This is a genomic window from Enterobacter sp. SST3 (assembly GCF_000286655.1).
Lineage (GTDB): Bacteria > Pseudomonadota > Gammaproteobacteria > Enterobacterales > Enterobacteriaceae > Enterobacter > Enterobacter roggenkampii.
Window position 1 is genome coordinate 16394 of record NZ_ALNS01000044.1, and the last position, 21768, is coordinate 38161.

A 21768-nucleotide genomic window follows, 5' to 3' on the forward strand; every position below is an offset into this window, starting at 1 on the left:
GACAGCACGGGTAAGCCTGAACCTGTGTTACACGATCATCAGTTCCAGCTTTTCGCGCAATTCCCCTTCCAGCGGCAGCGCTTTCTGCGTTTTCAGATCGATACAGACAAAGGTGATCAACGCATCAGCCACCACCTGCCCTTCGGGATCGAGCGTAACCACCTGGCTTAACACGCCGCTTTTGCCATTGATCTGCTGCACCTGGCTGGTCACCGTGAGCACATCGCCCAACACGGCAGGGCGACGGTAGTTGATATTAATATTGACGACCACGAACGCGATGTTGTGCGCGGTCATCCACTGAAAGCTTTCGCTGTTTTCCAGCCCTTCCCAGCGCGCTTCCTCAAGAAACTCCAGGTAGCGGGCATTGTTCACATGCTGGTAAACGTCGAGGTGAAAACCGCGTACTTTTATTTTTGTCTGCATAGCGCAATAGCCTTTACTGTTATTGTAGGATAAGAGGTCATAACTGGTATGACCTCTTTATCCTGGCAAAATTTTGCCGCTGTGCAAGTAATTGTGAGATTACAACGTCAGGTGTGCGAGGTTGCGCTCAACCAGCGCGCTCCCCATGCCCGGAACCTGCTTGAGGTCGTCGACCGTTTTGAAAGGACCATACTCTTCACGATAGCTTACGATGGCCTGCGCTTTTTTCAGCCCGACGCCATTCATCACGCGGGCCAGCTCTTCTGCAGAGGCCGAATTGATGCTGACTCGCGTACCGTCATCATCCACGTTTTTACCAACGTCAGTCGCTTTGGTTTGCCCCTGCCCCGGCGCTGCGGCGTCGGTCTTACTCTGTACCGCCTGTGGTTTAGCGGCAGGTGTCGCCGCCAGTGCGCCCGCGCTCAGCCCGGTGGTAGCAATAGCCAGCGTAATAAACAGTGCTTTGATTCCACATTTCATGCTGTTATCTCCTTGTTTGTAGACAGCCACGTCACGATAGCCGCCCGATAAAAGAGGCACAAACAGCAGAGTGCAGAAATGGAAAAGGCCGCGAAAGCGGCCTTTAGTTATTGCAGAGCGTTGCGAAAATCTGCGAGCAGATACGTAATTATTGCTGCTGAGTAATGATATCGCCCAGCTTAATTTTGGCCTCTTTACGCAGGTTGCTCATCATGGCTTCGAAGGCAATCTGGGCATTGTTCTGGGTAATCCCCTGAACCATCGCCTTCTTCTGCGCGTCTGGCAGAGTGCCGGCTTTCACTTCATCCAGCGCCAGCAGAACAACGTTACCCTGCATATCGGTAGTGGTGCCGAAGCTTGGCTTGTCTTTCGCCGGCAGAGTCAGGCCAAACGCGGCCTGACTGATAGGGTCCTGACCAGTACGGCTCAGCGTTTTCGCTTCACCGAAGCTCAGGCCAGCCGCTTTCAGCGCGTCCTGTTTACCCGCTTTCAGATCGGCCAGAATCTTCTCAGCATCCAGTTTCGCCTGCTGTTCCGCTTTGTTGTGCTTAACCTGAGCGACGACCTGATCCTTAACTTCCGCCAGCGGTTTGACCGCTTCTGGCTTGTGCTCGCTGACGCGCAGCACAAACGCACGATCGCCATCGACGGTAATGATGTCTGAGTTACTGCCCGGCGTGCCGTTCTCACCAACCAGACCACCGTTGAAGATGGCATCAGAAACCGGTTTGAAGTTCAGCTCTTCCGGCAGGTTGTCACGACCAAACCAGCCCGTCTCAACCGCTTTCACCCCAGCCGCCTGCTCGGCACCCGCCAGAGATTCGTTGTCGTTGCTGGCAGCATCACTCACTTTCTGCTGCAGCGCATAGTAGGCATCCAGCGCTTTTTCCTGCTTCACTTTTGCCGCGATATCGTCACGAACCTCAGCCAGCGGCTTGGTTTTCGCCGCGGTGATGTCGTCCAGACGCACGACCAGGAAACCTACGGAGGATTTAATGACGCCAGACAGTTGGCCTTTCTCTTTCAGACCGGCATTTTTCAGCTCGTCCGGCGTGGTCGCGTCTTCCAGCCAGCCCATATCGCCGCCGTTTTTCGCAGAGATAATGTCGGTGGATTTCGCTTTCGCGACGGTCGCAAAATCAGCGCCTTTGTTCAGCTCATCCAGTACCGTTTTGGCATCCGCCTCGGTTTTGGTCTGAATCACGCGGTAGCGGTTACGCTGCGGCTGTGTGAACTGATCCTGATGTTGGTCGTAGTAAGACTGGATTTCCGCGTCAGACGCGCTTTCCTGCAGCGCAGCCGCATCCAGCTTGATGTAGCTCACGCGGAACTGTTCAGGAGAAACAAAGGTATTCTTGTTCTGCTCGTACAAGGCGTTAATGTCAGCGTCGCTCACCTGCTGTTTCGCCGCCAGGGCGTTAACATCAATGGTCGCTTCACGTACAACGCGCTGCTGCGCCACCAGCGCAGCCAGTTCATCCGTTTCGCCTTTGAGCATGAAATCGGTGCCAACAACGGCATTGATGAGCTGCTGGGTGGTCAGTTGGTTACGCAGCGCCTGCGCGTACTGATCGGCCGTCATCCCCATCTGGTTGACGATGCTGTTGTAACGCGCGTTGTCGAATTTACCGTTAGACTGGAAGGCTTGCGTGGAGAAGATGGCTTTTTTCACCTGCTCATCGCTAATGCCAAGGCCGAGTTTTTTGGCATACTGATCCAGCAGCGCTTCGTCGATAAGACGGTTCAGCGTCTGCTGACGCAGGGTCTTCATATACCCTTCGTTTGCTGCCAGTTCAGAGAATTGGTCGCCCAGCTGTTGCTGCATACGGTTACGTTCACCGGCAAAAGCATTCTCGAACTGGCCGCGGCTGATCTCCTGGCCATTCACTTTTGCGGCATAGTTCGCGCCACCGCCAATAAGGTAACTGCTCACGCCGGTCAATATGAACGACACGATAATGATACCGAAAATAATCTTGAGCACGAGACTGTTAGCAGCCGTGCGTAAGCTGTCCATCATGGTGTAACAACACTCCGCTGTAGGTGACTGGTTACCTGACGCTGACGGAAAATCCTGCCCGTCGCGCGTAAAGTCGTATTGTGACAAGAAAACGGGGCGATTGTCAGCCCACAACTCGCATAAACTCGCACAAATCAGGTCTGGACAAACAAAAAAGGCACATCAAACGATGCGCCCTTGTACTATCCGGCTTCCCTGAAACGGGAAAGCAATCAGTTTACTGCGTCTTTCAGCGCTTTACCTGCACGGAAACCCGGCACTTTAGCGGCAGCAATGGTGATCTCTTTACCGGTCTGAGGGTTGCGGCCAGTACGGGCAGCACGCTCTTTAACAGCAAAAGTACCGAAGCCTACCAGTGCAACGTCGTCCCCAGCCTGCAGAGATTCAGTAACAGAAGCAATTAATGCATCTAACGCACGTCCAGCTGCAGCTTTAGAAATATCAGCACCAGCAGCAATTTTGTCAATCAGTTGAGATTTATTCACTGTTCTCTTCCTCTCTTTATAATTTATATCGCGCCTGAATCCTTCACAACGCGACCGCGCAGCAGTTATATCAGGCCTGCCATGACCTTACAACACCCGTTGTTGATGGCTGACCTAATCAGCAATCTAAATTAGCTATACAAAAAAAGGCTGGCAAGTGCGAAATGACTTACCAGCCTTGTTTTTATTGACGCTCTTTGCGCGAGGTCACTATTTTGCGGTTACAACCTGCATTCCAGACGGTTCATTCTGCAATGCGAGACTAAGTACTTCCTCAATTCGCTTAACAGGATGGATCTGCAGGTCGGCAATCACGTTGTCCGGAATCTCTTCCAGATCGCGTTTGTTTTCGTAAGGGATCAATACGGTTTTGATCCCACCACGATGCGCCGCCAGCAGTTTTTCTTTTAAGCCACCGATTGGCAGAACCTGACCGCGCAGGGTGATTTCACCGGTCATTGCCACATCAGCACGCACCGGGTTACCTGTCAGGCAAGAAACCAGAGCGGTACACATGGCAATACCCGCGCTTGGACCATCTTTCGGCGTCGCCCCTTCAGGTACGTGTACGTGGATGTCGCGTTTTTCGTAGAAATCCGGGTTGATACCCAGTTTCTCCGCGCGCGCGCGCACCACGGTCAGCGCCGCCTGAATGGACTCCTGCATCACTTCACCCAGCGAGCCGGTATAGGTCAGCTTGCCTTTACCCGGTACACAGGCGGTTTCGATGGTCAGCAGATCGCCGCCCACTTCCGTCCATGCCAGACCGGTCACCTGGCCAACGCGGTTTTCGTTGTCCGCGCGACCGTAGTCGAAGCGCTGAACGCCGAGATAAGCATGCAGGTTATCACCATTAATCGTGATGTGTTTCAGGCTCTTATCCAGCAGCAGCTGTTTCACCGCCTTACGGCACAGTTTAGAGATTTCACGCTCAAGGCTACGCACGCCCGCTTCACGAGTATAGTAGCGGATGATGCCAATAATCGCGCTGTCCTCGACGGTCAGCTCGTTGGCTTTCAGCGCGTTACGCTCAATCTGTTTCGGCAGCAGGTGCTGTTTCGCGATGTTCAGCTTCTCGTCTTCGGTATAGCCGGAGAGACGGATCACTTCCATACGGTCCAGCAGCGGCGCCGGAATGTTCATGGAGTTCGACGTCGCCACGAACATCACGTCGCTCAGGTCGTAATCCACTTCCAGGTAGTGATCGCTGAACGCCACGTTCTGTTCTGGATCAAGCACTTCCAGCAGCGCAGACGCCGGGTCACCACGCATGTCCGAGGACATTTTGTCGATCTCATCGAGCAGGAACAGCGGGTTTTTAACGCCCACTTTCGCCATCTTCTGGATCAGTTTACCCGGCATAGAACCGATGTAGGTACGGCGGTGACCGCGGATTTCCGCTTCATCGCGTACGCCGCCCAGCGCCATACGGATATACTTACGTCCGGTCGCTTTAGCGATGGACTGGCCCAGAGAGGTTTTACCCACCCCCGGCGGTCCTACCAGGCACAGAATCGGGCCTTTAATTTTATTCACACGACTCTGTACCGCAAGGTACTCAAGAATGCGGTCTTTCACACGTTCCAGGCCGTAGTGGTCGGTATCCAGGATTTCCTGTGCCTGACGCAGGTCTTTTTTGACCTTGCTGCGGGCGTTCCAAGGAACCTGTACCATCCACTCAATGTAGCCGCGTACGACGGTCGCTTCAGCCGACATCGGAGACATCATTTTCAGCTTCTGCAGTTCTGCTTCGGCTTTCTCTTTCGCCTCTTTCGGCATCTTCGCCGCGTCGATCTTACGCTTCAGCGCTTCGTTTTCGTCCGGCGCGTCGTCCATCTCGCCCAGCTCTTTCTGAATAGCCTTCATTTGCTCATTCAGATAGTACTCACGCTGAGATTTCTCCATCTGCTTTTTGACGCGGTTGCGAATGCGCTTCTCAACCTGCAGCAGATCGATTTCAGACTCCATCATCGCCATCAGGTATTCCAGACGTTCGTTAACGTCGGACATTTCCAGCACAGACTGTTTGTCAGCCAGCTTCAGCGGCATATGGGCAGCGATGGTGTCCGCCAGACGTGCAGGATCGTCGATGCTGTTCAGCGACGTCAGCACTTCTGGTGGGATTTTCTTGTTCAGCTTGATATAGCCTTCAAACTGGCTAATCGCGGTGCGAACCAGCACTTCCTGTTCGCGCTCATCAAGTTCAGGCGAATCAAGGTACTCTGCCTTCGCAGAGAAGTGTTCGCCGTCGTCTGACAGAGTGGTAATACGCGCACGCTGCAGGCCTTCTACCAGCACCTTCACGGTGCCGTCAGGCAGCTTCAGCATCTGCAAAATAGAGGCCACGGTCCCGACGGTGAAAAGATCGTTTACACCCGGCTCATCCGTTGATGCTTCTTTCTGCGCCACCAGCATGATTTTTTTATCATGATCCATAGCGGCTTCGAGGCAACGGATAGATTTTTCCCGCCCTACAAATAAGGGTATGACCATGTGCGGATAAACCACCACATCGCGCAACGGCAATACGGGGATTTCAATGCGTTCAGAACGCTCAGGATTCATAGAGCTCTCTCTTAGTTAGTGTCCGCCAGGTAAGCTGGTCATGTCACTGTGCTTCACATAACCATTAACATGTATCCAGTATATGGGGATGTTTCCCACACATTCAACGCTATGAATACGGAAAAAGTAAAGGGGAGATAAAATCCCCCCTTTTTGATTAACTGCTTGTATGATTTGGTGAATTATTCGCCAGATGCCTGCTGGGCTTCCGGTTTGCCGTAAATCAGCAGCGGTTTGGTTTGACCGCTGATGACCGACTCGTCAATCACCACTTTCTCAACGTCTTCCATCGACGGCAGATCGTACATGGTGTCGAGCAGTGCCGCTTCAACGATAGAACGCAGGCCACGCGCGCCGGTTTTGCGGCTCATTGCTTTTTTGGCAATCGCATCCAGCGCTTCGTCGCGGAATTCCAGATCAACCCCTTCCAGATTGAACAGCGCCTGATACTGCTTGGTCAGCGCATTTTTCGGCTCTTTCAGGATCTGGATCAGCGCCTCTTCACTCAGCTCATTCAGCGTAGCCACAACCGGCAGACGACCGATGAATTCAGGGATCAGACCGAATTTGATCAGATCTTCTGGTTCAACCTGTGCCAGGAGCTCGCCTTCGTTCGGTTTTTCGGATGTGGATTTCACCGTTGCGCCAAAACCAATGCCGGAGCCGGTTTCAACACGGTGGGAGATGACTTTATCCAGACCAGCAAAGGCACCGCCACAGATGAACAGGATCTTGGAGGTATCAACCTGCAGGAACTCCTGCTGCGGATGTTTACGACCACCCTGTGGCGGAACGGCGGCAACCGTACCTTCGATCAGCTTCAGCAGTGCCTGCTGTACGCCTTCACCCGATACGTCACGAGTGATGGACGGGTTGTCGGATTTACGGGAGATCTTGTCGATCTCATCGATGTAAACAATCCCGCGCTGGGCTTTCTGTACGTCGTAATCGCACTTCTGCAGCAGTTTCTGGATGATGTTTTCGACGTCCTCACCCACGTAACCGGCTTCGGTCAGGGTGGTGGCATCCGCCATGGTGAACGGAACATCAAGCAGACGCGCCAGGGTTTCAGCCAGCAGCGTTTTACCGGAACCGGTTGGGCCGATCAGCAGAATGTTACTTTTACCCAGTTCCACGCCATTGCTGGTATCGCCGTTACGCAGGCGTTTGTAGTGGTTATAGACCGCTACCGCCAGCACTTTCTTGGCCTGCTCCTGGCCGATGACGTAGTCGTCAAGGTGATGACGAATTTCATGCGGCGTTGGCAGCGCGCTGCGCTCACGGTGCGGTGCGACTTCTTTAATCTCTTCGCGAATGATGTCGTTACATAAATCGACGCATTCGTCGCAGATATACACGGACGGCCCGGCAATCAGTTTACGCACTTCATGCTGGCTTTTGCCGCAAAAAGAGCAGTACAGCAGTTTGCCCGAACCATCTTTGCGTTTATCTGTCATGAGTCCAAACCTCTTTTTAAGTTCTTTGTGCCGCACATGACGACGCAAATGCCATTCTAAGACGCAAGCTGCATCAAGCAGCGTGCCGCCCTACCTTAGTATAGCGGCACACTCGCGTCGCGGGCATCAATTACGATGGGTCAACACGGAGTCGACTAAGCCGTACTCAACTGCCTCTGAAGCAGAGAGGAAGCGATCGCGCTCGGTATCGCGCTCGATCTGCTCGAGAGGTTGACCCGTATGCTGCGCCATAAGTTCATTCATGCGCGCTTTTACTTTCAGGATTTCGCGGGCGTGGATTTCGATATCCGTCGCCTGCCCCTGGTAACCGCCCAGCGGCTGGTGAATCATCACGCGGGAATTCGGCAAGCAGAATCGCTTACCCTTCGCCCCTGCGGTTAACAGGAACGCGCCCATAGATGCGGCCTGACCCATACAGATCGTGCTGACATCCGGTTTGATGAATTGCATGGTGTCATAAATGGACATCCCTGCGGTAATCACGCCACCCGGGGAGTTAATGTACAGGTAAATGTCTTTTTCCGGGTTTTCCGCTTCCAGAAACAGCATCTGCGCCACGATCAGGTTAGCCATGTGGTCTTCCACCTGGCCTGTCAGAAAGATAACGCGTTCCTTGAGCAGACGGGAATAGATATCAAAAGAACGCTCACCACGTGAGGTCTGTTCAATAACCATTGGCACCAGAGCCATATGGGGTGCAAAGTTATCTCGTTCGCCACTGTATGACATTTCCGTCTCCTGGATCAAAATTGAAAACACCTGCTGTACTGATTGTAACCTTACGGACGGATTATCAGCCAGTCTCATTCATCATGATTACGTACTTATGGGGTTCACAGTGCCCTATTTCAAGCATAACAACCTTTTGTTGTTACGCTAACACCGAAAGGGCGTTTTAGCACTCTTCCTGGGCTCTGGCTGTGATAAAAAAAACCCGCTGCCGCAAGGCAACGGGTTTTCTGTTCAAACTTTAAACCGTTGGGGCGAAATTACGCCTGCTGGTTCATCAGTTCGTTGAAAGAGGTCGCTTTTTCGGTCACTTTCGCTTTCGCCAGTACCGCTTCAACAGCCTGCTCTTCCAGGGCAACGTTGCGCATGTTGTCCATCAGCTCTTTGTTCTTACCGTAGAACTCGATCACTTCTGATGGATCTTCGTATGCAGAAGCCATCTCTTCGATCAGGCCTTTCACACGCTCTTCGTCAGCTTTCAGCTCGTGGGTACGAATCACTTCGCCCAGCAGCAGGCCAACCACAACGCGGCGTTTTGCCTGCTCTTCAAACAGCTCGCGCGGCAGTTCCATCGCTTGCTGCTGGTTGCCACCGAAACGCTGTGCAGCCTGACGGCGCAGAACGTCGATTTCGCTGTCGATCAGGGCAGCAGGAACGTCGATTTCGTTGGCTTTCACCAGACCTTCGATCGCCTGAGACTTCACGCGGTTACGCACAGCACCGTTCAGCTCGCGCTCCATGTTTTTACGCACTTCGGTACGCAGGCCAGCAACAGAACCGTCTTCCACGCCGAAACGTTTGATGAACTCTTCAGTCAGTTCTGGCAGTTCGCGCTCTTCCACTTTCTTCAGGTTGATGACGAACTTCGCTGCTTTACCTTTCAGGTTTTCAGCGTGGTACTCTTCCGGGAAGGTCACGTCGATGGTGAACTCTTCGCCAGCCTTGTGGCCTTTGATACCGTCTTCGAAGCCTGGGATCATTCGACCCTGGCCCATTGCCAGTACGAAGTCAGACGCTTTGCCGCCTTCGAACTCTTCGCCGTCTACAGAACCGGTGAAGTCGATGGTTACGCGGTCTTCCGCGTCAACAGCGCCTTCTTTCTCTTTCCAGTTCGCCTGCTGCTTACGCAGGGTGTCCAGCATGCCGTCAACGTCTTCGTCAGTCACGGAGACAATCGGTTTTTCAACTTCGATAGATTCCAGACCTTTCAGCTCAACTTCCGGATACACTTCAAACTCTACGGAGTAGGTGAAGTCTTCGCCCAGTTTGTATTCGCCTGGAACGTAGTTTGGCGCACCGGCCGGATTGATTTTTTCTTTGATGATCGCATCGATAAAGTTGCGGCTCATCAGTTCACCCAGCACATCCTGACGCACGGAAGCGCCATAACGCTGAGCAACAACATTCATTGGTACTTTGCCCTTACGGAAGCCGTCAATACGTACTTTTTTTGCTACGTTGACCAGCTCGCTTTTCACAGCAGTTTCGATGCTGTCAGCAGCGATAGTAATCGTTACACGGCGGCCAAGGCCTTGAGTGGTTTCAACTGAAACTTGCATCTTGTTACCTCAAAAAAATCACAGTGCTCGGTCAACTCTGAATCTGTCTGTCTGTTATACCGGGATGCTCTCTTAGTGCAGATTCACATTCCCTGTCGCCAGAATCATCCCGAAGACATTCAATAAGACGCGGCATTATAGCGGCATCACTTAGGTGAGTCGAGAACGGTTGGGGCATGTTGCTGCGGCTTTTTTCACACTTTAAGGCTATTTTTAGCCTTAAAATCGCGCCATCCGCTCAAAACTCAGACAAAACAAAACGGCCCGAAGGCCGTTTTGAGGAAATCTGTAAGCAACATACTGGAAAAGCTCCAGCCGTTGCAAATCCGATTTATCAGGCGATAGTGCCTGCACCGCGACAGGGCGGCGATGCGAAAACCGTATCCTGCAAGCCTTCCCATTCCTTAATGGTGTAGGTATGCAGTGCCAGCGCATGCACGGTCGTGGAGAGCTCTTCCGTCAAGGTGCTGTAGATCAAGCGATGTCGGTTCAGGAAACGTTCTCCCGTGAAGCGATCGCTAACCAGAACCACTTTAAAGTGGCTTTCAGAACCTGCCGGTACGTTATGACGATAGCTTTCGTCGACGACTTCGAGGAACACAGGGTTGAACGCTGCCCTTAATTTATCTTCTATATGCTCACGTATCATCATGAAATTACTCCTCCGACAACGCCAGGATGTCACCCATCCCTTTAAATATTAGCCGCTTTTACCGTTTCCATTACACATTGACAACAAATATTTAGCTTTCGTCCGATTTTCTCATTCAAACGAATGAAGTTAACTGTGAGGCTCATACCTTTTATCATCAGTGAAAGGAGAAAATGAGTGAGCTGGTCAGTTTTCAGACAAGACGATGAATTTACATGCGTTGACCACTTCCCCTGACCGTTGGCGATGTTATGATGGCGGCAATTTTTCTCTCTATTATGCTTACGATTCGTGAGAACTTAAAAATGTTAAAAAAACTCTTCTTTCCATTGGTAGCCCTTTTTATGCTGGCAGGCTGTGCTACCCCGCCTACCACCATTGATGTCTCACCAAAAATCACCCTGCCTCAGCAGGACCCAAGCCTGATGGGCGTCACCGTGAGCATTAACGGTGCCGATCAGCGTCAGGATCAGGCGCTGGCAAAAGTGACCCGCGATAACCAGCAGGTGACGCTCACCGCGTCCCGTGACCTGCGCTTCCTGCTGCAGGAAGTGCTGGAGAAACAAATGACCGCTCGCGGCTATATGATCGGCCCAAGCGGTGCGGTTGATCTGCAGATCATCGTCAACAACCTGTACGCTGACGTGTCACAGGGCAACGTGCGCTACAACATCGCCACCAAAGCGGATATCGCCATCATTGCCACCGCGAAGAATGGCAACAAGATGACCAAAAACTACCGCGCGAGCTACTCTGTTGAAGGTGCGTTCCAGGCATCCAACCAGAACATTGCTAACGCCGTTAACAGCGTGCTGACCGATACCATCGCCGATATGGCGCAGGACACCAGCATCCACGACTTTATCAAGCAGAACGCACGTTAATCCTGCTCACTGACCCGGTGTAACACCGGGTCAGTCTTAAAAGAACATGTCCAGCCATTACTTACGCATTTTCCAGCAACCGAAATCAGCGATTCTGCTGATCCTCGGCTTTGCCTCGGGTTTACCCCTCGCGCTCACCTCCGGCACGCTTCAGGCGTGGATGACGGTCGAGAACATCGATCTCAAAACCATTGGTTTCTTCTCGCTTGTCGGCCAGGCCTATGTCTTCAAGTTCCTGTGGTCGCCGGTGATGGATCGCTATACGCCGCCGTTCCTCGGGCGTCGCCGCGGCTGGCTGGTGATGACGCAGGTCCTGCTGCTGCTGGCCATCGCGGCGATGGGGTTTCTTGAGCCCACCACGCAGCTGCGCTGGATGGCCGCGCTTGCGGTGGTGATTGCCTTCTGTTCCGCCTCTCAGGATATCGTGTTCGACGCCTGGAAGACGGACGTGTTACCAGCGGAAGAACGCGGTGCCGGTGCGGCCATCAGCGTGCTGGGCTATCGCCTAGGGATGCTGGTCTCCGGCGGGCTGGCGCTGTGGCTTGCCGACCGTTACCTCGGCTGGCAGGGCATGTACTGGCTAATGGCCGCCCTGCTTATCCCCTGCATTATCGCCACGCTCTTTGCCCCCGAACCGAGCGACGTTATTCCGGTTCCCCGCTCGCTGGAGCAGGCCGTGGCCGAACCGCTGCGCGACTTCTTTGGCCGCAACAACGCCTGGCTGATCCTGCTGCTGATCGTCCTTTATAAGCTTGGCGACGCCTTTGCCATGAGCCTGACCACCACCTTCCTGATCCGCGGTGTCGGTTTTGACGCTGGTGAAGTGGGGGTAGTGAATAAAACGCTGGGGCTGTTTGCGACCATTGTCGGGGCACTTTACGGTGGCGTGCTGATGCAGCGCCTGACGCTGTTCCGCGCACTGCTGATCTTCGGCATTCTTCAGGGTGCCTCTAACGCGGGCTACTGGCTGCTGTCGATTACCGACAAACATATGATCAGCATGGCCGCTGCGGTGTTCTTCGAAAATCTCTGCGGCGGTATGGGGACTGCAGCCTTTGTCGCCCTGCTGATGACCCTGTGCAACAAGTCATTTTCCGCCACGCAGTTCGCGCTGCTCTCGGCGCTCTCTGCCGTTGGCCGCGTTTACGTAGGTCCGATTGCCGGCTGGTTTGTGGAAGCCCACGGTTGGCCAACGTTTTATCTTTTCTCCGTGGTGGCTGCCGTGCCGGGGATTTTATTGTTGCTGGTCTGTCGCCAGACGCTGGAATATACCCAGCGGACCGAACACTTTATGCCACGAACTGAATATCACCGCGCCTACCGTTTTGCGTTACGTCTGTTAATGATGGGCTGCGTTGCGCTGGCACTCTGGCTTATCGTGCTCATTATTAATGCCAGCACATCACTGGCGCTCCCCTTTGAGGCCCTTCTGCTGGACGCCGGAGCCCTGCTGGCCATCGTTGGGATCCTGACGGGCGGTCTGCTCGATTTCATGGCGTTGCGGAAAACGAAGCTGACCTGAAGAAAAATGCGAAAGGTTATTTCCCGTTGTAATCACCAACCGAAATTATAACGGTGAAATAGCCACCATCGACTAAAAAATATTTGTTGTTTTGTGCGGGATAGGATTTGGAAATTATTGGCTCTGGTTCCAAAACGCTATTTTTCATTAAACGATTCAGCATGCGATAGTTTGATTTTTCGTTTTTTAGATGTCTTTTTATTGATAATTAATTGTTAATTTTTTGTTTATTTTTAACAATGGTTATACCAATTGTCCCTTTTAAGGTATGCTTGGGGGTCCTTTCGTTATAAAGCCCATCTCATGCGGCTTCGGTCATAAAAACCGACATAATTTGCAACACTTGTGACACGTGCGGCAGAACCCGGTAACACCTTCCTGACACAGGCCTAATGATGTTTACAGTAATGTAACCTTCCCGTAAAATGCCCGCACACTTTAAACGCCACCAGACTCCCGTGGAATTGAGGTCGTTAAATGAGACTCAGGAAATACAATAAAAGTTTGGGATGGTTGTCATTATTCGCAGGCACTGTATTACTCAGTGGCTGTGATTCTGCACTACTAGACCCCAAAGGACAGATTGGACTGGAACAACGTTCACTGATATTGACGGCTTTTGGCCTGATGTTGATTGTGGTTATTCCAGCCATTTTGATGGCTGTTGGTTTCGCCTGGAAGTATCGTGCGAGCAATAAAGATGCGAAGTATAGCCCGAATTGGTCACACTCCAACAAAGTGGAAGCTGTGGTCTGGACGGTACCTATCCTGATCATCCTGTTCCTTGCCGTACTGACCTGGAAAACCACTCACGCACTTGAGCCAAGCAAGCCGCTGGTTCACGATGAAAAACCAATTACCATTGAAGTGGTCTCCATGGACTGGAAATGGTTCTTCATCTATCCAGAGCAGGGCATTGCTACCGTGAATGAAATCGCCTTCCCGGCGAACACTCCGGTTCAGTTCAAAGTGACCTCCAACTCCGTAATGAACTCCTTCTTCATCCCGCGTCTGGGTAGCCAGATTTACGCGATGGCCGGTATGCAGACTAACCTGCATCTGATCGCGAATGAAGCAGGCACCTACGATGGTATCTCCGCCAGCTATAGCGGCCCGGGCTTCTCAGGTATGAAGTTCAAAGCTATTGCAACGCCAGACCGTGCCGCTTTCGACCAGTGGGTTGAAAAAGCGAAACAGTCTCCAAACACCATGTCTGACATGGCGGCGTTCGAAAAAGTGGCTGCACCTAGCGAATACAACAAGGTGGAGTACTTCTCTAACGTGAAGCCTGATTTGTTCAAAGACGTTATTGGCAAATTTATGGATCACGGCAAGAGCATGGACATGACCCAGCCAGAAGGCGAGCACAGCGCGCACGAAGGTATGGAAGGCATGGACATGAGCCACGCGGAAACCGCTCACTAAGGGGCCGAGGAAGAAAATGTTCGGAAAATTGACACTGGATGCAGTGCCCTACCATGAACCGATTATCATGGTTACGGTGGCTGCTATTATCATCGGTGGCGCGGCCTTAGTTGGCCTGATCACTTACTTCGGTAAGTGGAGCTACCTGTGGAATGAGTGGCTGACTTCGGTTGACCACAAAAAACTCGGTATCATGTACTGCATCGTCGGTATCGTCATGTTAATTCGTGGCTTTGCGGATGCGATCATGATGCGTAGCCAGCAGGCGCTCGCGTCTGCGGGTGAAGCCGGCTTCCTGCCACCGCACCACTACGATCAGATCTTTACCGCCCACGGCGTTATCATGATCTTCTTCGTGGCGATGCCGCTGGTTATCGGTCTGATGAACGTGGTCGTTCCGCTGCAAATCGGCGCGCGCGACGTTGCGTTCCCGTTCCTGAACAACCTGAGCTTCTGGTTCACCGTTGTCGGCGTTATTCTGGTTAACCTGTCACTGGGTGTGGGCGAATTCGCGCAGACCGGCTGGCTGGCTTACCCACCGCTGTCAGGAATTGAGTACAGCCCGGGCGTTGGCGTCGACTACTGGATTTGGGCGCTTCAGCTCTCCGGTGTCGGTACGACCCTGACCGGTATCAACTTCTTCGTGACCATTATCAAGATGCGTGCCCCTGGCATGACCATGTTCAAGATGCCGGTATTTACCTGGGCATCTCTGTGCGCCAACATCCTGATTATTGCGTCCTTCCCAATTCTGACTGTTACCATCGCGCTGCTGACCCTGGACCGCTATCTGGGCACCCATTTCTTCACGAACGATATGGGTGGCAACATGATGATGTACATCAACCTGATTTGGGCATGGGGTCACCCGGAAGTGTACATCCTGGTTCTGCCTGTATTCGGTGTGTTCTCCGAAATCGCGGCAACCTTCTCGCGTAAACGTCTGTTTGGTTACACCTCTCTGGTGTGGGCAACCGTGTGTATTACCGTTCTGTCGTTCATCGTTTGGCTGCACCACTTCTTCACCATGGGTGCGGGCGCGAACGTAAACGCCTTCTTCGGTATTACCACCATGATTATCGCCATCCCGACCGGGGTGAAGATCTTCAACTGGCTGTTCACCATGTATCAGGGCCGTATCGTGTTCCACTCAGCAATGCTGTGGACCATCGGTTTCATCGTGACCTTCTCCGTAGGTGGGATGACCGGCGTACTGCTGGCGGTACCGGGTGCTGACTTCGTTCTGCACAACAGTCTGTTCCTGATTGCGCACTTCCATAACGTTATCATCGGTGGCGTGGTCTTCGGCTGCTTCGCTGGCGTAACCTACTGGTGGCCAAAAGCGTTCGGCTTCACGCTGAACGAAAAATGGGGTAAACGCGCGTTCTGGTTCTGGATCATCGGCTTCTTCGTGGCCTTTATGCCGCTGTACGTGCTGGGCTTCATGGGTATGACCCGTCGTCTGAGCCAGCAGATCGATCCGCAGTTCCACCCAATGCTGATGGTTGCAGCGGGCGGTGCCGTGCTGATTGCCTGTGGTATCGCGTCTCAGCTGATTCAGTTCTACGTGTCTATTCGCGACCGCGACCAGAACCGTGACCTGACCGGTGACCCATGGGGTGGCCGTACGCTGGAGTGGGCGACCTCTTCTCCACCGCCTTTCTATAACTTTGCCATCGTGCCTCAGGTTCATGAACGCGACGCATTCTGGGAAATGAAAGAAAAAGGTGAAGCGTACAAGCAACCTGCTCATTACGAAGAGATCCATATGCCGAAAAACAGCGGTGCGGGCATCGTGATTGCCGCCTTCGCAACGGTATTTGGTTTCGCAATGATCTGGCACATCTGGTGGATGGCGATTGTTGGCTTTGCTGGCATCGTAATCAGCTGGATTGTGAAGAGCTTTGACGAGGACGTGGACTACTACGTACCAGTCCGTGAAGTTGAAAAGCTGGAAAATCAGCATTTCGACGAGATTTCTAAAGCGGGGCTGAAAAATGGCAACTGATACTCTGGCGCACTCAACTGCCCACGCGCATGAACATGCGCACCACGATACAGGACCGACCAAAGTCTTCGGTTTCTGGATCTACCTGATGAGCGACTGCATTCTGTTCTGCTGTCTGTTCGCGACCTATGCCGTTCTGGTGAACGGCACAGCGGGCGGCCCGACCGGCAAGGACATCTTTGAACTGCCGTTCGTTCTGGTTGAAACCGCACTGCTGTTATTCAGCTCCATCACCTACGGCATGGCGGCTATCGCCATGTACAAAAACAACAAGAGCCAGGTTGTCTCCTGGCTGGCGTTGACCTGGCTGTTTGGTGCTGGATTTATCGGGATGGAAATCTATGAATTCCATCACCTGATCATGGAAGGCTTCGGCCCGGATCGCAGTGGCTTCCTGTCCGCGTTCTTCGCGCTGGTTGGCACCCACGGTCTGCACGTGACCTCCGGTTTGATCTGGATGGCAGTCCTGATGTTCCAGATCTCCCGTCGCGGCCTGACCAGTACTAACCGTACCCGTATCCTGTGCCTGAGCCTGTTCTGGCACTTCCTGGACGTGGTGTGGATCTGTGTGTTCTCTGTTGTCTATCTGATGGGGGCGATGTAATGAGTCATTCTAACGATCATGGCGCTTCCCACGGCAGCGTAAAAACCTACATGACAGGTTTCATCCTGTCGATCATCCTGACGGTGATCCCGTTCTGGATGGTGATGAGCGGTTCTGCGTCTAAGCCGGTTATCCTGGGTGCAATCCTGGTGACCGCGGTGATTCAGATTCTGGTGCATCTGGTTTGCTTCCTGCACATGAACACCAAGTCCGATGAAGGCTGGAACATGACCGCCTTTATCTTTACCGTGATTATCATCGCTATCCTGGTAGTCGGTTCCATCTGGATTATGTGGAACCTCAACTACAACATGATGGTTCACTAAGAGCGGCGAGTATGTTTAAGCAATACCTGCAAGTAACGAAACCAGGCATCATCTTTGGCAACCTGATCTCCGTGATCGGAGGGTTCCTGCTGGCCTCTAAGGGCAGCATTGATTACGCCCTCTTTATCTACACGCTGGTCGGTGTGTCACTGGTTGTTGCGTCCGGTTGTGTATTTAACAACTACATCGACATGGATATCGACAAGAAGATGGAAAGGACCAAAAATCGGGTGCTGGTGAAAGGCCTGATCGCCCCTTCCGTCTCGCTGGTGTACGCCACCTTGCTGGGTATTGCTGGCTTTATGCTGCTGTGGTTTGGTGCTAACCCGCTGGCCTGCTGGCTGGGGGTGATGGGGTTCGTGGTGTATGTGGGCATCTATAGCCTGTATATGAAACGTCACTCCGTCTACGGCACGCTGATTGGTTCTCTCTCCGGCGCTGCGCCGCCGGTGATTGGCTACTGCGCGGTCACGAACGAGTTCGACAGCGGTGCGCTGATCCTGCTGGCTATCTTTAGCCTGTGGCAGATGCCGCACTCCTATGCCATCGCGATTTTCCGCTTTAAGGATTATCAGGCAGCGAACATCCCGGTTCTGCCGGTCGTGAAGGGCATCTCCGTTGCCAAGAACCACATCACGCTGTACATCATCGCCTTTGCCGTGGCAACGCTGATGCTCTCTCTGGGTGGTTACGCCGGATACAAATATCTGGCGGTAGCGGCTGCGGTGAGCGTCTGGTGGCTCGGCATGGCGCTGCGCGGTTACAAAGTGGAAGATGACAAAGTCTGGGCGCGCAAGCTGTTTGTGTTCTCGATTGTGGCCATCACCTCGCTGTCCGTGATGATGTCCGTGGACTTCATGGTGCCAGATTCACATAACCTGCTGACTTACGTCTGGTAAGCCACAACAGGTAAATAAAGGGGTGCTTCGGCACCCTTTTTTATTCATAAAATCCATTAATAACGCATGTAATATTTGTTAAATAACCCTTTATTTACCCCGCCCCTTCCCCGCACTACACTATGGCCTGCTTTTGAACTGAGGTGGTAATGAACGATTATAAAATGACGCCAGGCGAGCTACGCGCGACCTGGGGCTTAGGGACTGTCTTCTCGCTACGGATGCTTGGCATGTTTATGGTCCTGCCTGTTCTGACCACGTACGGTATGGCGCTACAGGGGGCCAGCGAGGCGCTGATTGGCCTCGCCATTGGCATTTATGGTCTGGCGCAGGCGGTGTTCCAGATCCCGTTTGGCCTGCTCTCTGACCGGGTGGGCCGCAAACCGCTGATTGTCGGCGGGCTGCTGGTCTTTGTGCTCGGAAGCGTCATTGCCGCCCTCTCCCACTCCATCTGGGGGATTATTCTTGGCCGCGCCCTGCAGGGCTCCGGCGCGATTGCCGCCGCGGTGATGGCGCTGCTGTCAGACTTAACTCGCGAGCAGAACCGCACCAAAGCCATGGCCTTTATCGGCGTCAGCTTTGGCGTGACGTTTGCGATTGCGATGGTGCTGGGCCCGATAATCACCCATGCGCTCGGCCTGCACGCCCTGTTCTGGATGATTGCCGTGCTGGCGACCCTCGGCATTGCCTTAACCCTGTGGGTGGTGCCGGACAGCAAAAACCACGTTCTGAACCGTGAATCCGGCATGGTAAAAGGCTGCTTCAGCAAAGTGATTGTCGAGCCGCGCCTGCTTAAGCTGAATTTTGGCATTATGTGCCTGCACATTCTGCTGATGTCGACCTTTGTCGCCCTTCCCGGCCAGCTTGCCGCAGCGGGTTTCCCGGCGGCTGAGCACTGGAAAATCTATCTGGTCACGATGTTGATTTCGTTTGTCTCCGTCGTGCCGTTCATCATCTACGCCGAAGTGAAGCGCAAAATGAAGCGCGTCTTCGTGGGCTGCGTGGCGCTCCTGCTGATTGCCGAGATCGTGCTCTGGGGCGCCGGCCCGCACTTCTGGGAACTGATCGCCGGGGTACAGCTGTTCTTCCTGGCGTTTAACCTGATGGAAGCCCTGCTGCCGTCGCTGATCAGCAAAGAGTCCCCCGCCGGTTACAAAGGCACGGCGATGGGCATTTACTCCACCAGCCAGTTCCTCGGCGTGGCGATCGGCGGCTCGCTTGGCGGCTGGGTGGACGGCCTGTTTGATTCGCAAACCGTGTTTCTCGCGGGCGCGCTGCTGGCGACAGTCTGGCTGCTGGTCGCCGGCACCATGAAAGAGCCGCGCTACGTGAGCAGCCTGCGCGTAGAAATCCCGGATGATGTGGAGATTAGCGACGCGCTGAAACAGCGTCTGGAAGCAAAAGAAGGGGTCACGGAGGTGCTGATTGTTCCCGAAGAGCGCAGCGCTTATGTCAAAATTGACAGCAAGGTGACCAATCGCTTTGAGGTCGAGCAGGCGCTGAAAGCGTGAAAAAAAGCCCGGGTAAACCGGGCTTTTTATATTAATCGCGGAAGTTTTTAAACTGGAACGGCTGCCCCAGATCGCCGCCGCGCACCAGCGCCATCACCGACTGGAGGTCATCGCGGGACTTACCGGTCACGCGAATCTCTTCGCCCTGGATCTGCGCCTGCACCTTCAGCTTGCTGTCTTTGATGAGCTTCACAATCTTCTTCTGCACCGCGCTCTCGATGCCCTGCTTCAGCTTCGCTTCAACAAACCACGTTTTGCCGCTGTGGACGAACTCTTCCGGCACGTCCAGTGAGGTCCCTTCGATGCCGCGCTTCAACAGCTTGGCGCGCAGAATGTCGAGCAGCTGATTCACCTGGAAATCAGACTCGCTCAGCACCTTAATGGTCTTATTTGCATCGTTCAGCTCAAACGACGCCTCAACGCCACGAAAATCGAAACGTGACTCAACTTCGCGGGTTGCGTTCTCAACGCCGTTGCGAACTTCCTGGATATCAACTTCGGAAACAATATCGAAAGATGGCATCTTTTCTTCTCCCTTCACTTTTGTTGCGTTGCATAATACCCGCTACGAGGCATAACTCAACAGAAGCTTAGCTGTATAATTAAGCTGTAACACCTGGCGCAGTTGCAGGTGAGGAGGAACAATGAAAATTACGGTGCTCGGATGCGGAGCGCTTGGTCAGCTGTGGCTGACCGCACTGTGCAAGCACGGACATGAGGTTCAGGGCTGGCTGCGCGTGCCCCAGCCTTATTGCAGTGTAAACCTGATTGGTGAAGACGGAAGCATCTTTAACGAATCCCTCACCGCGAACGATCCTGATTTCCTGGCGCAAAGCGACCTTTTACTGGTGACGCTTAAAGCCTGGCAGGTCTCAGACGCGGTAAAAACGCTGGCCGCGCAGCTCCCCCCCACTTCGCCCATACTGCTGCTGCATAACGGCATGGGAACCCTGGATGAGCTGAAAAGCGTTCCGCAGCCCCTGCTGATGGCCACGACCACCCACGCTGCGCGCCGCGACGGCAACATCATCGTGCATGTCGCCAGCGGCGTGACGCACATCGGGCCTGCCAGAACGCAGGATGGGGACTACAGCTATCTTGCCGATGTGCTGCAGAAGGTGCTCCCGGACGTGGCCTGGCATAACCACATTCGCCCTCAACTCTGGCGCAAGCTGGCCGTTAACTGTGTGATCAACCCGCTGACGGCGCTGTGGAACTGCCCGAACGGTGAACTGAAAAACCATCCGCAAGAGGTGGCATCCCTGTGTGCAGAAGTCGCGGCGGTCGTTGAGCGGGAAGGGCTGCATACCTCGGCAGACGATTTACGCTGTTATGTCGAGCAGGTTATTGAGAGTACAGCTGAGAACATCTCCTCGATGCTGCAGGACGTTCGGGCATTACGCCACACGGAGATCGACTACATCACCGGCTATCTGCTAAAACGCGCCCGCGCGCACGGCATCGCGGTGCCGGAAAACGCCCGTCTGTATGACCTGGTTAAACGCAAGGAGAGTGAATATGAGCGCGTCGGCACTGATCTGCCTCGCCCCTGGTAGCGAAGAGATGGAAGCGGTCACCACCATTGATCTGATGGTGCGCGGCGGCATTAAGGTCACCACCGCCAGCGTCGCCAGCGACGGTAATCTGGCAATCACCTGTTCACGCGGGGTGAAAATCCTTGCAGATGCACCGTTGGTACAGGTGGCTGACGGAGATTACGACATCATCGTGCTGCCCGGCGGGCTGAAGGGCGCAGAATGTTTTCGTGACAGCCCGCTGCTGGTTGAGACCGTGCGTCAGTTCCATTTATCCGGCCGCATCGTCGCCGCCATTTGTGCCGCCGCCGGAACGGTTCTGGTTCCACACGATATCTTCCCCATTGGCAACATGACCGGCTTCCCGGGGCTGAAAGACACCATTCCGGAAGATCAATGGGTGGACAAGCGCGTCGTCTGGGATCCCCGCGTCAACCTGCTGACCAGCCAGGGCCCGGGCACCGCTATTGATTTTGGCTTAAAGATTATCGACCTGCTGGTCGGGCGCGAAAAGGCGTACGAAGTGGCGTCATCGCTGGTGATGCCTGCGGGGATTTATAATTACTATGAAGAGTAGTGCATAAAAAAGCCGGGTGGCGGCTACGCCTTACCCGGCCTACAAATGCACGGTACCGTAGGCCCGGTAAGCGAAGCGCCACC

20 protein-coding genes are annotated in these 21768 nt (G+C 53.7%); 10 read left to right on the top strand and 10 right to left on the bottom strand.

Annotation, left to right across the window (positions count from 1 at the left end; genetic code table 11):
* Positions 1-27 precede the first annotated feature (27 nt).
* The 9 genes from B498_RS01280 to bolA all read right to left on the bottom strand — a co-directional run bounded on the left by B498_RS01280 (position 28) and on the right by bolA (position 10394).
* Complete coding sequence (locus tag B498_RS01280) at positions 28-426, bottom strand: YbgC/FadM family acyl-CoA thioesterase (RefSeq protein WP_008503312.1); 399 nt, start codon at positions 424-426, stop codon at positions 28-30.
* Between the two features lie 99 nt (positions 427-525).
* Positions 526-906 carry a helix-hairpin-helix domain-containing protein gene (locus tag B498_RS01275; protein ID WP_008503313.1) on the bottom strand — a complete coding sequence of 127 codons (381 nt, stop codon included), beginning with the start codon at positions 904-906 and terminating at the stop codon, positions 526-528.
* A gap of 148 nt (positions 907-1054) precedes the next feature.
* Complete coding sequence (gene ppiD, locus B498_RS01270) at positions 1055-2926, bottom strand: peptidylprolyl isomerase (protein ID WP_008503314.1); 1872 nt, start codon at positions 2924-2926, stop codon at positions 1055-1057.
* Between the two features lie 212 nt (positions 2927-3138).
* Complete coding sequence (gene hupB, locus B498_RS01265; protein ID WP_002444653.1) at positions 3139-3411, bottom strand: nucleoid-associated protein HU-beta; 273 nt, start codon at positions 3409-3411, stop codon at positions 3139-3141.
* 210 nt (positions 3412-3621) lie between these two features.
* Positions 3622-5976, bottom strand: a complete 2355-nt coding sequence (gene lon / locus B498_RS01260; protein WP_008503315.1) for an endopeptidase La — start codon at positions 5974-5976, stop codon at positions 3622-3624.
* 182 nt (positions 5977-6158) lie between these two features.
* Positions 6159-7433 (bottom strand): ATP-dependent protease ATP-binding subunit ClpX, encoded by a 1275-nt coding sequence (gene clpX / locus B498_RS01255; protein WP_008503316.1) that lies wholly within the window; start codon positions 7431-7433, stop codon positions 6159-6161.
* 126 nt (positions 7434-7559) lie between these two features.
* Positions 7560-8183 (bottom strand): ATP-dependent Clp endopeptidase proteolytic subunit ClpP, encoded by a 624-nt coding sequence (clpP, locus tag B498_RS01250; protein ID WP_008503317.1) that lies wholly within the window; start codon positions 8181-8183, stop codon positions 7560-7562.
* A 260-nt stretch (positions 8184-8443) separates the two neighbouring features.
* Positions 8444-9742, bottom strand: coding sequence for a trigger factor (tig, locus tag B498_RS01245; RefSeq protein ID WP_008503318.1), 1299 nt, complete (start codon positions 9740-9742; stop codon positions 8444-8446).
* A gap of 334 nt (positions 9743-10076) precedes the next feature.
* Positions 10077-10394 carry a transcriptional regulator BolA gene (gene bolA / locus B498_RS01240; RefSeq protein WP_021241655.1) on the bottom strand — a complete coding sequence of 106 codons (318 nt, stop codon included), beginning with the start codon at positions 10392-10394 and terminating at the stop codon, positions 10077-10079.
* Between the two features lie 305 nt (positions 10395-10699).
* On the opposite strand from bolA, the gene B498_RS01235 reads away from it, so the two are divergent.
* The 8 genes from B498_RS01235 (at position 10700) to B498_RS01200 (ending at position 19573) form a co-directional block, all read left to right on the top strand.
* Positions 10700-11278, top strand: a complete 579-nt coding sequence (locus B498_RS01235; protein ID WP_023310568.1) for a lipoprotein — start codon at positions 10700-10702, stop codon at positions 11276-11278.
* A gap of 46 nt (positions 11279-11324) precedes the next feature.
* The gene (gene ampG, locus B498_RS01230; RefSeq protein ID WP_008503321.1) at positions 11325-12800 is read left to right on the top strand and encodes a muropeptide MFS transporter AmpG; all 1476 of its coding nucleotides are present in this window, start codon (positions 11325-11327) and stop codon (positions 12798-12800) included.
* A gap of 477 nt (positions 12801-13277) precedes the next feature.
* Positions 13278-14225 (top strand): cytochrome o ubiquinol oxidase subunit II, encoded by a 948-nt coding sequence (cyoA, locus tag B498_RS01225; protein ID WP_008503322.1) that lies wholly within the window; start codon positions 13278-13280, stop codon positions 14223-14225.
* Positions 14226-14241: 16 nt separating this feature from the next.
* Entirely contained in the window at positions 14242-16233 is a 1992-nt protein-coding gene (cyoB, locus tag B498_RS01220; protein ID WP_008503323.1) for a cytochrome o ubiquinol oxidase subunit I, read from the top strand.
* Positions 16223-16837, top strand: coding sequence for a cytochrome o ubiquinol oxidase subunit III (locus tag B498_RS01215; RefSeq protein ID WP_008503324.1), 615 nt, complete (start codon positions 16223-16225; stop codon positions 16835-16837). The genes cyoB and B498_RS01215 overlap by 11 nt, the downstream gene beginning before the upstream one ends.
* Positions 16837-17163, top strand: coding sequence for a cytochrome o ubiquinol oxidase subunit IV (locus B498_RS01210; protein ID WP_006176899.1), 327 nt, complete (start codon positions 16837-16839; stop codon positions 17161-17163). Before B498_RS01215 ends, B498_RS01210 begins: the two co-directional genes overlap by 1 nt.
* 11 nt (positions 17164-17174) lie before the next feature.
* Positions 17175-18062: a heme o synthase gene (gene cyoE / locus B498_RS01205; protein WP_008503325.1), complete on the top strand. Its 888-nt coding sequence runs from the start codon at positions 17175-17177 to the stop codon at positions 18060-18062.
* Positions 18063-18211: 149 nt separating this feature from the next.
* Complete coding sequence (locus B498_RS01200; RefSeq protein ID WP_008503326.1) at positions 18212-19573, top strand: MFS transporter; 1362 nt, start codon at positions 18212-18214, stop codon at positions 19571-19573.
* Between the two features lie 31 nt (positions 19574-19604).
* Here B498_RS01200 and B498_RS01195 read toward each other — a convergent pair whose 3' ends face one another.
* Positions 19605-20096: a YajQ family cyclic di-GMP-binding protein gene (locus tag B498_RS01195; RefSeq protein WP_008503327.1), complete on the bottom strand. Its 492-nt coding sequence runs from the start codon at positions 20094-20096 to the stop codon at positions 19605-19607.
* A 121-nt stretch (positions 20097-20217) separates the two neighbouring features.
* Between B498_RS01195 and panE the strand changes: the two genes are divergently transcribed.
* Positions 20218-21129 carry a 2-dehydropantoate 2-reductase gene (gene panE / locus B498_RS01190; protein ID WP_008503328.1) on the top strand — a complete coding sequence of 304 codons (912 nt, stop codon included), beginning with the start codon at positions 20218-20220 and terminating at the stop codon, positions 21127-21129.
* A complete protein-coding gene (gene yajL, locus B498_RS01185; RefSeq protein WP_008503329.1) occupies positions 21092-21685 on the top strand; it encodes a protein deglycase YajL in 594 nt (197 codons plus the stop codon). Before panE ends, yajL begins: the two co-directional genes overlap by 38 nt.
* Positions 21686-21768 lie beyond the last annotated feature (83 nt).

Coding starts and splice junctions, on each gene's coding strand:
- B498_RS01280 (WP_008503312.1), bottom strand. CDS start 426: ATGCAGACAAAAATAAAAGTACGCGGTTTTCACCTCGACGTTTACCAG.
- B498_RS01275 (WP_008503313.1), bottom strand. CDS start 906: ATGAAATGTGGAATCAAAGCACTGTTTATTACGCTGGCTATTGCTACC.
- ppiD (WP_008503314.1), bottom strand. CDS start 2,926: ATGATGGACAGCTTACGCACGGCTGCTAACAGTCTCGTGCTCAAGATT.
- lon (WP_008503315.1), bottom strand. CDS start 5,976: ATGAATCCTGAGCGTTCTGAACGCATTGAAATCCCCGTATTGCCGTTG.
- clpX (WP_008503316.1), bottom strand. CDS start 7,433: ATGACAGATAAACGCAAAGATGGTTCGGGCAAACTGCTGTACTGCTCT.
- clpP (WP_008503317.1), bottom strand. CDS start 8,183: ATGTCATACAGTGGCGAACGAGATAACTTTGCACCCCATATGGCTCTG.
- tig (WP_008503318.1), bottom strand. CDS start 9,742: ATGCAAGTTTCAGTTGAAACCACTCAAGGCCTTGGCCGCCGTGTAACG.
- bolA (WP_021241655.1), bottom strand. CDS start 10,394: ATGATGATACGTGAGCATATAGAAGATAAATTAAGGGCAGCGTTCAAC.
- B498_RS01235 (WP_023310568.1), top strand. CDS start 10,700: ATGTTAAAAAAACTCTTCTTTCCATTGGTAGCCCTTTTTATGCTGGCA.
- ampG (WP_008503321.1), top strand. CDS start 11,325: ATGTCCAGCCATTACTTACGCATTTTCCAGCAACCGAAATCAGCGATT.
- cyoA (WP_008503322.1), top strand. CDS start 13,278: ATGAGACTCAGGAAATACAATAAAAGTTTGGGATGGTTGTCATTATTC.
- cyoB (WP_008503323.1), top strand. CDS start 14,242: ATGTTCGGAAAATTGACACTGGATGCAGTGCCCTACCATGAACCGATT.
- B498_RS01215 (WP_008503324.1), top strand. CDS start 16,223: ATGGCAACTGATACTCTGGCGCACTCAACTGCCCACGCGCATGAACAT.
- B498_RS01210 (WP_006176899.1), top strand. CDS start 16,837: ATGAGTCATTCTAACGATCATGGCGCTTCCCACGGCAGCGTAAAAACC.
- cyoE (WP_008503325.1), top strand. CDS start 17,175: ATGTTTAAGCAATACCTGCAAGTAACGAAACCAGGCATCATCTTTGGC.
- B498_RS01200 (WP_008503326.1), top strand. CDS start 18,212: ATGAACGATTATAAAATGACGCCAGGCGAGCTACGCGCGACCTGGGGC.
- B498_RS01195 (WP_008503327.1), bottom strand. CDS start 20,096: ATGCCATCTTTCGATATTGTTTCCGAAGTTGATATCCAGGAAGTTCGC.
- panE (WP_008503328.1), top strand. CDS start 20,218: ATGAAAATTACGGTGCTCGGATGCGGAGCGCTTGGTCAGCTGTGGCTG.
- yajL (WP_008503329.1), top strand. CDS start 21,092: ATGAGCGCGTCGGCACTGATCTGCCTCGCCCCTGGTAGCGAAGAGATG.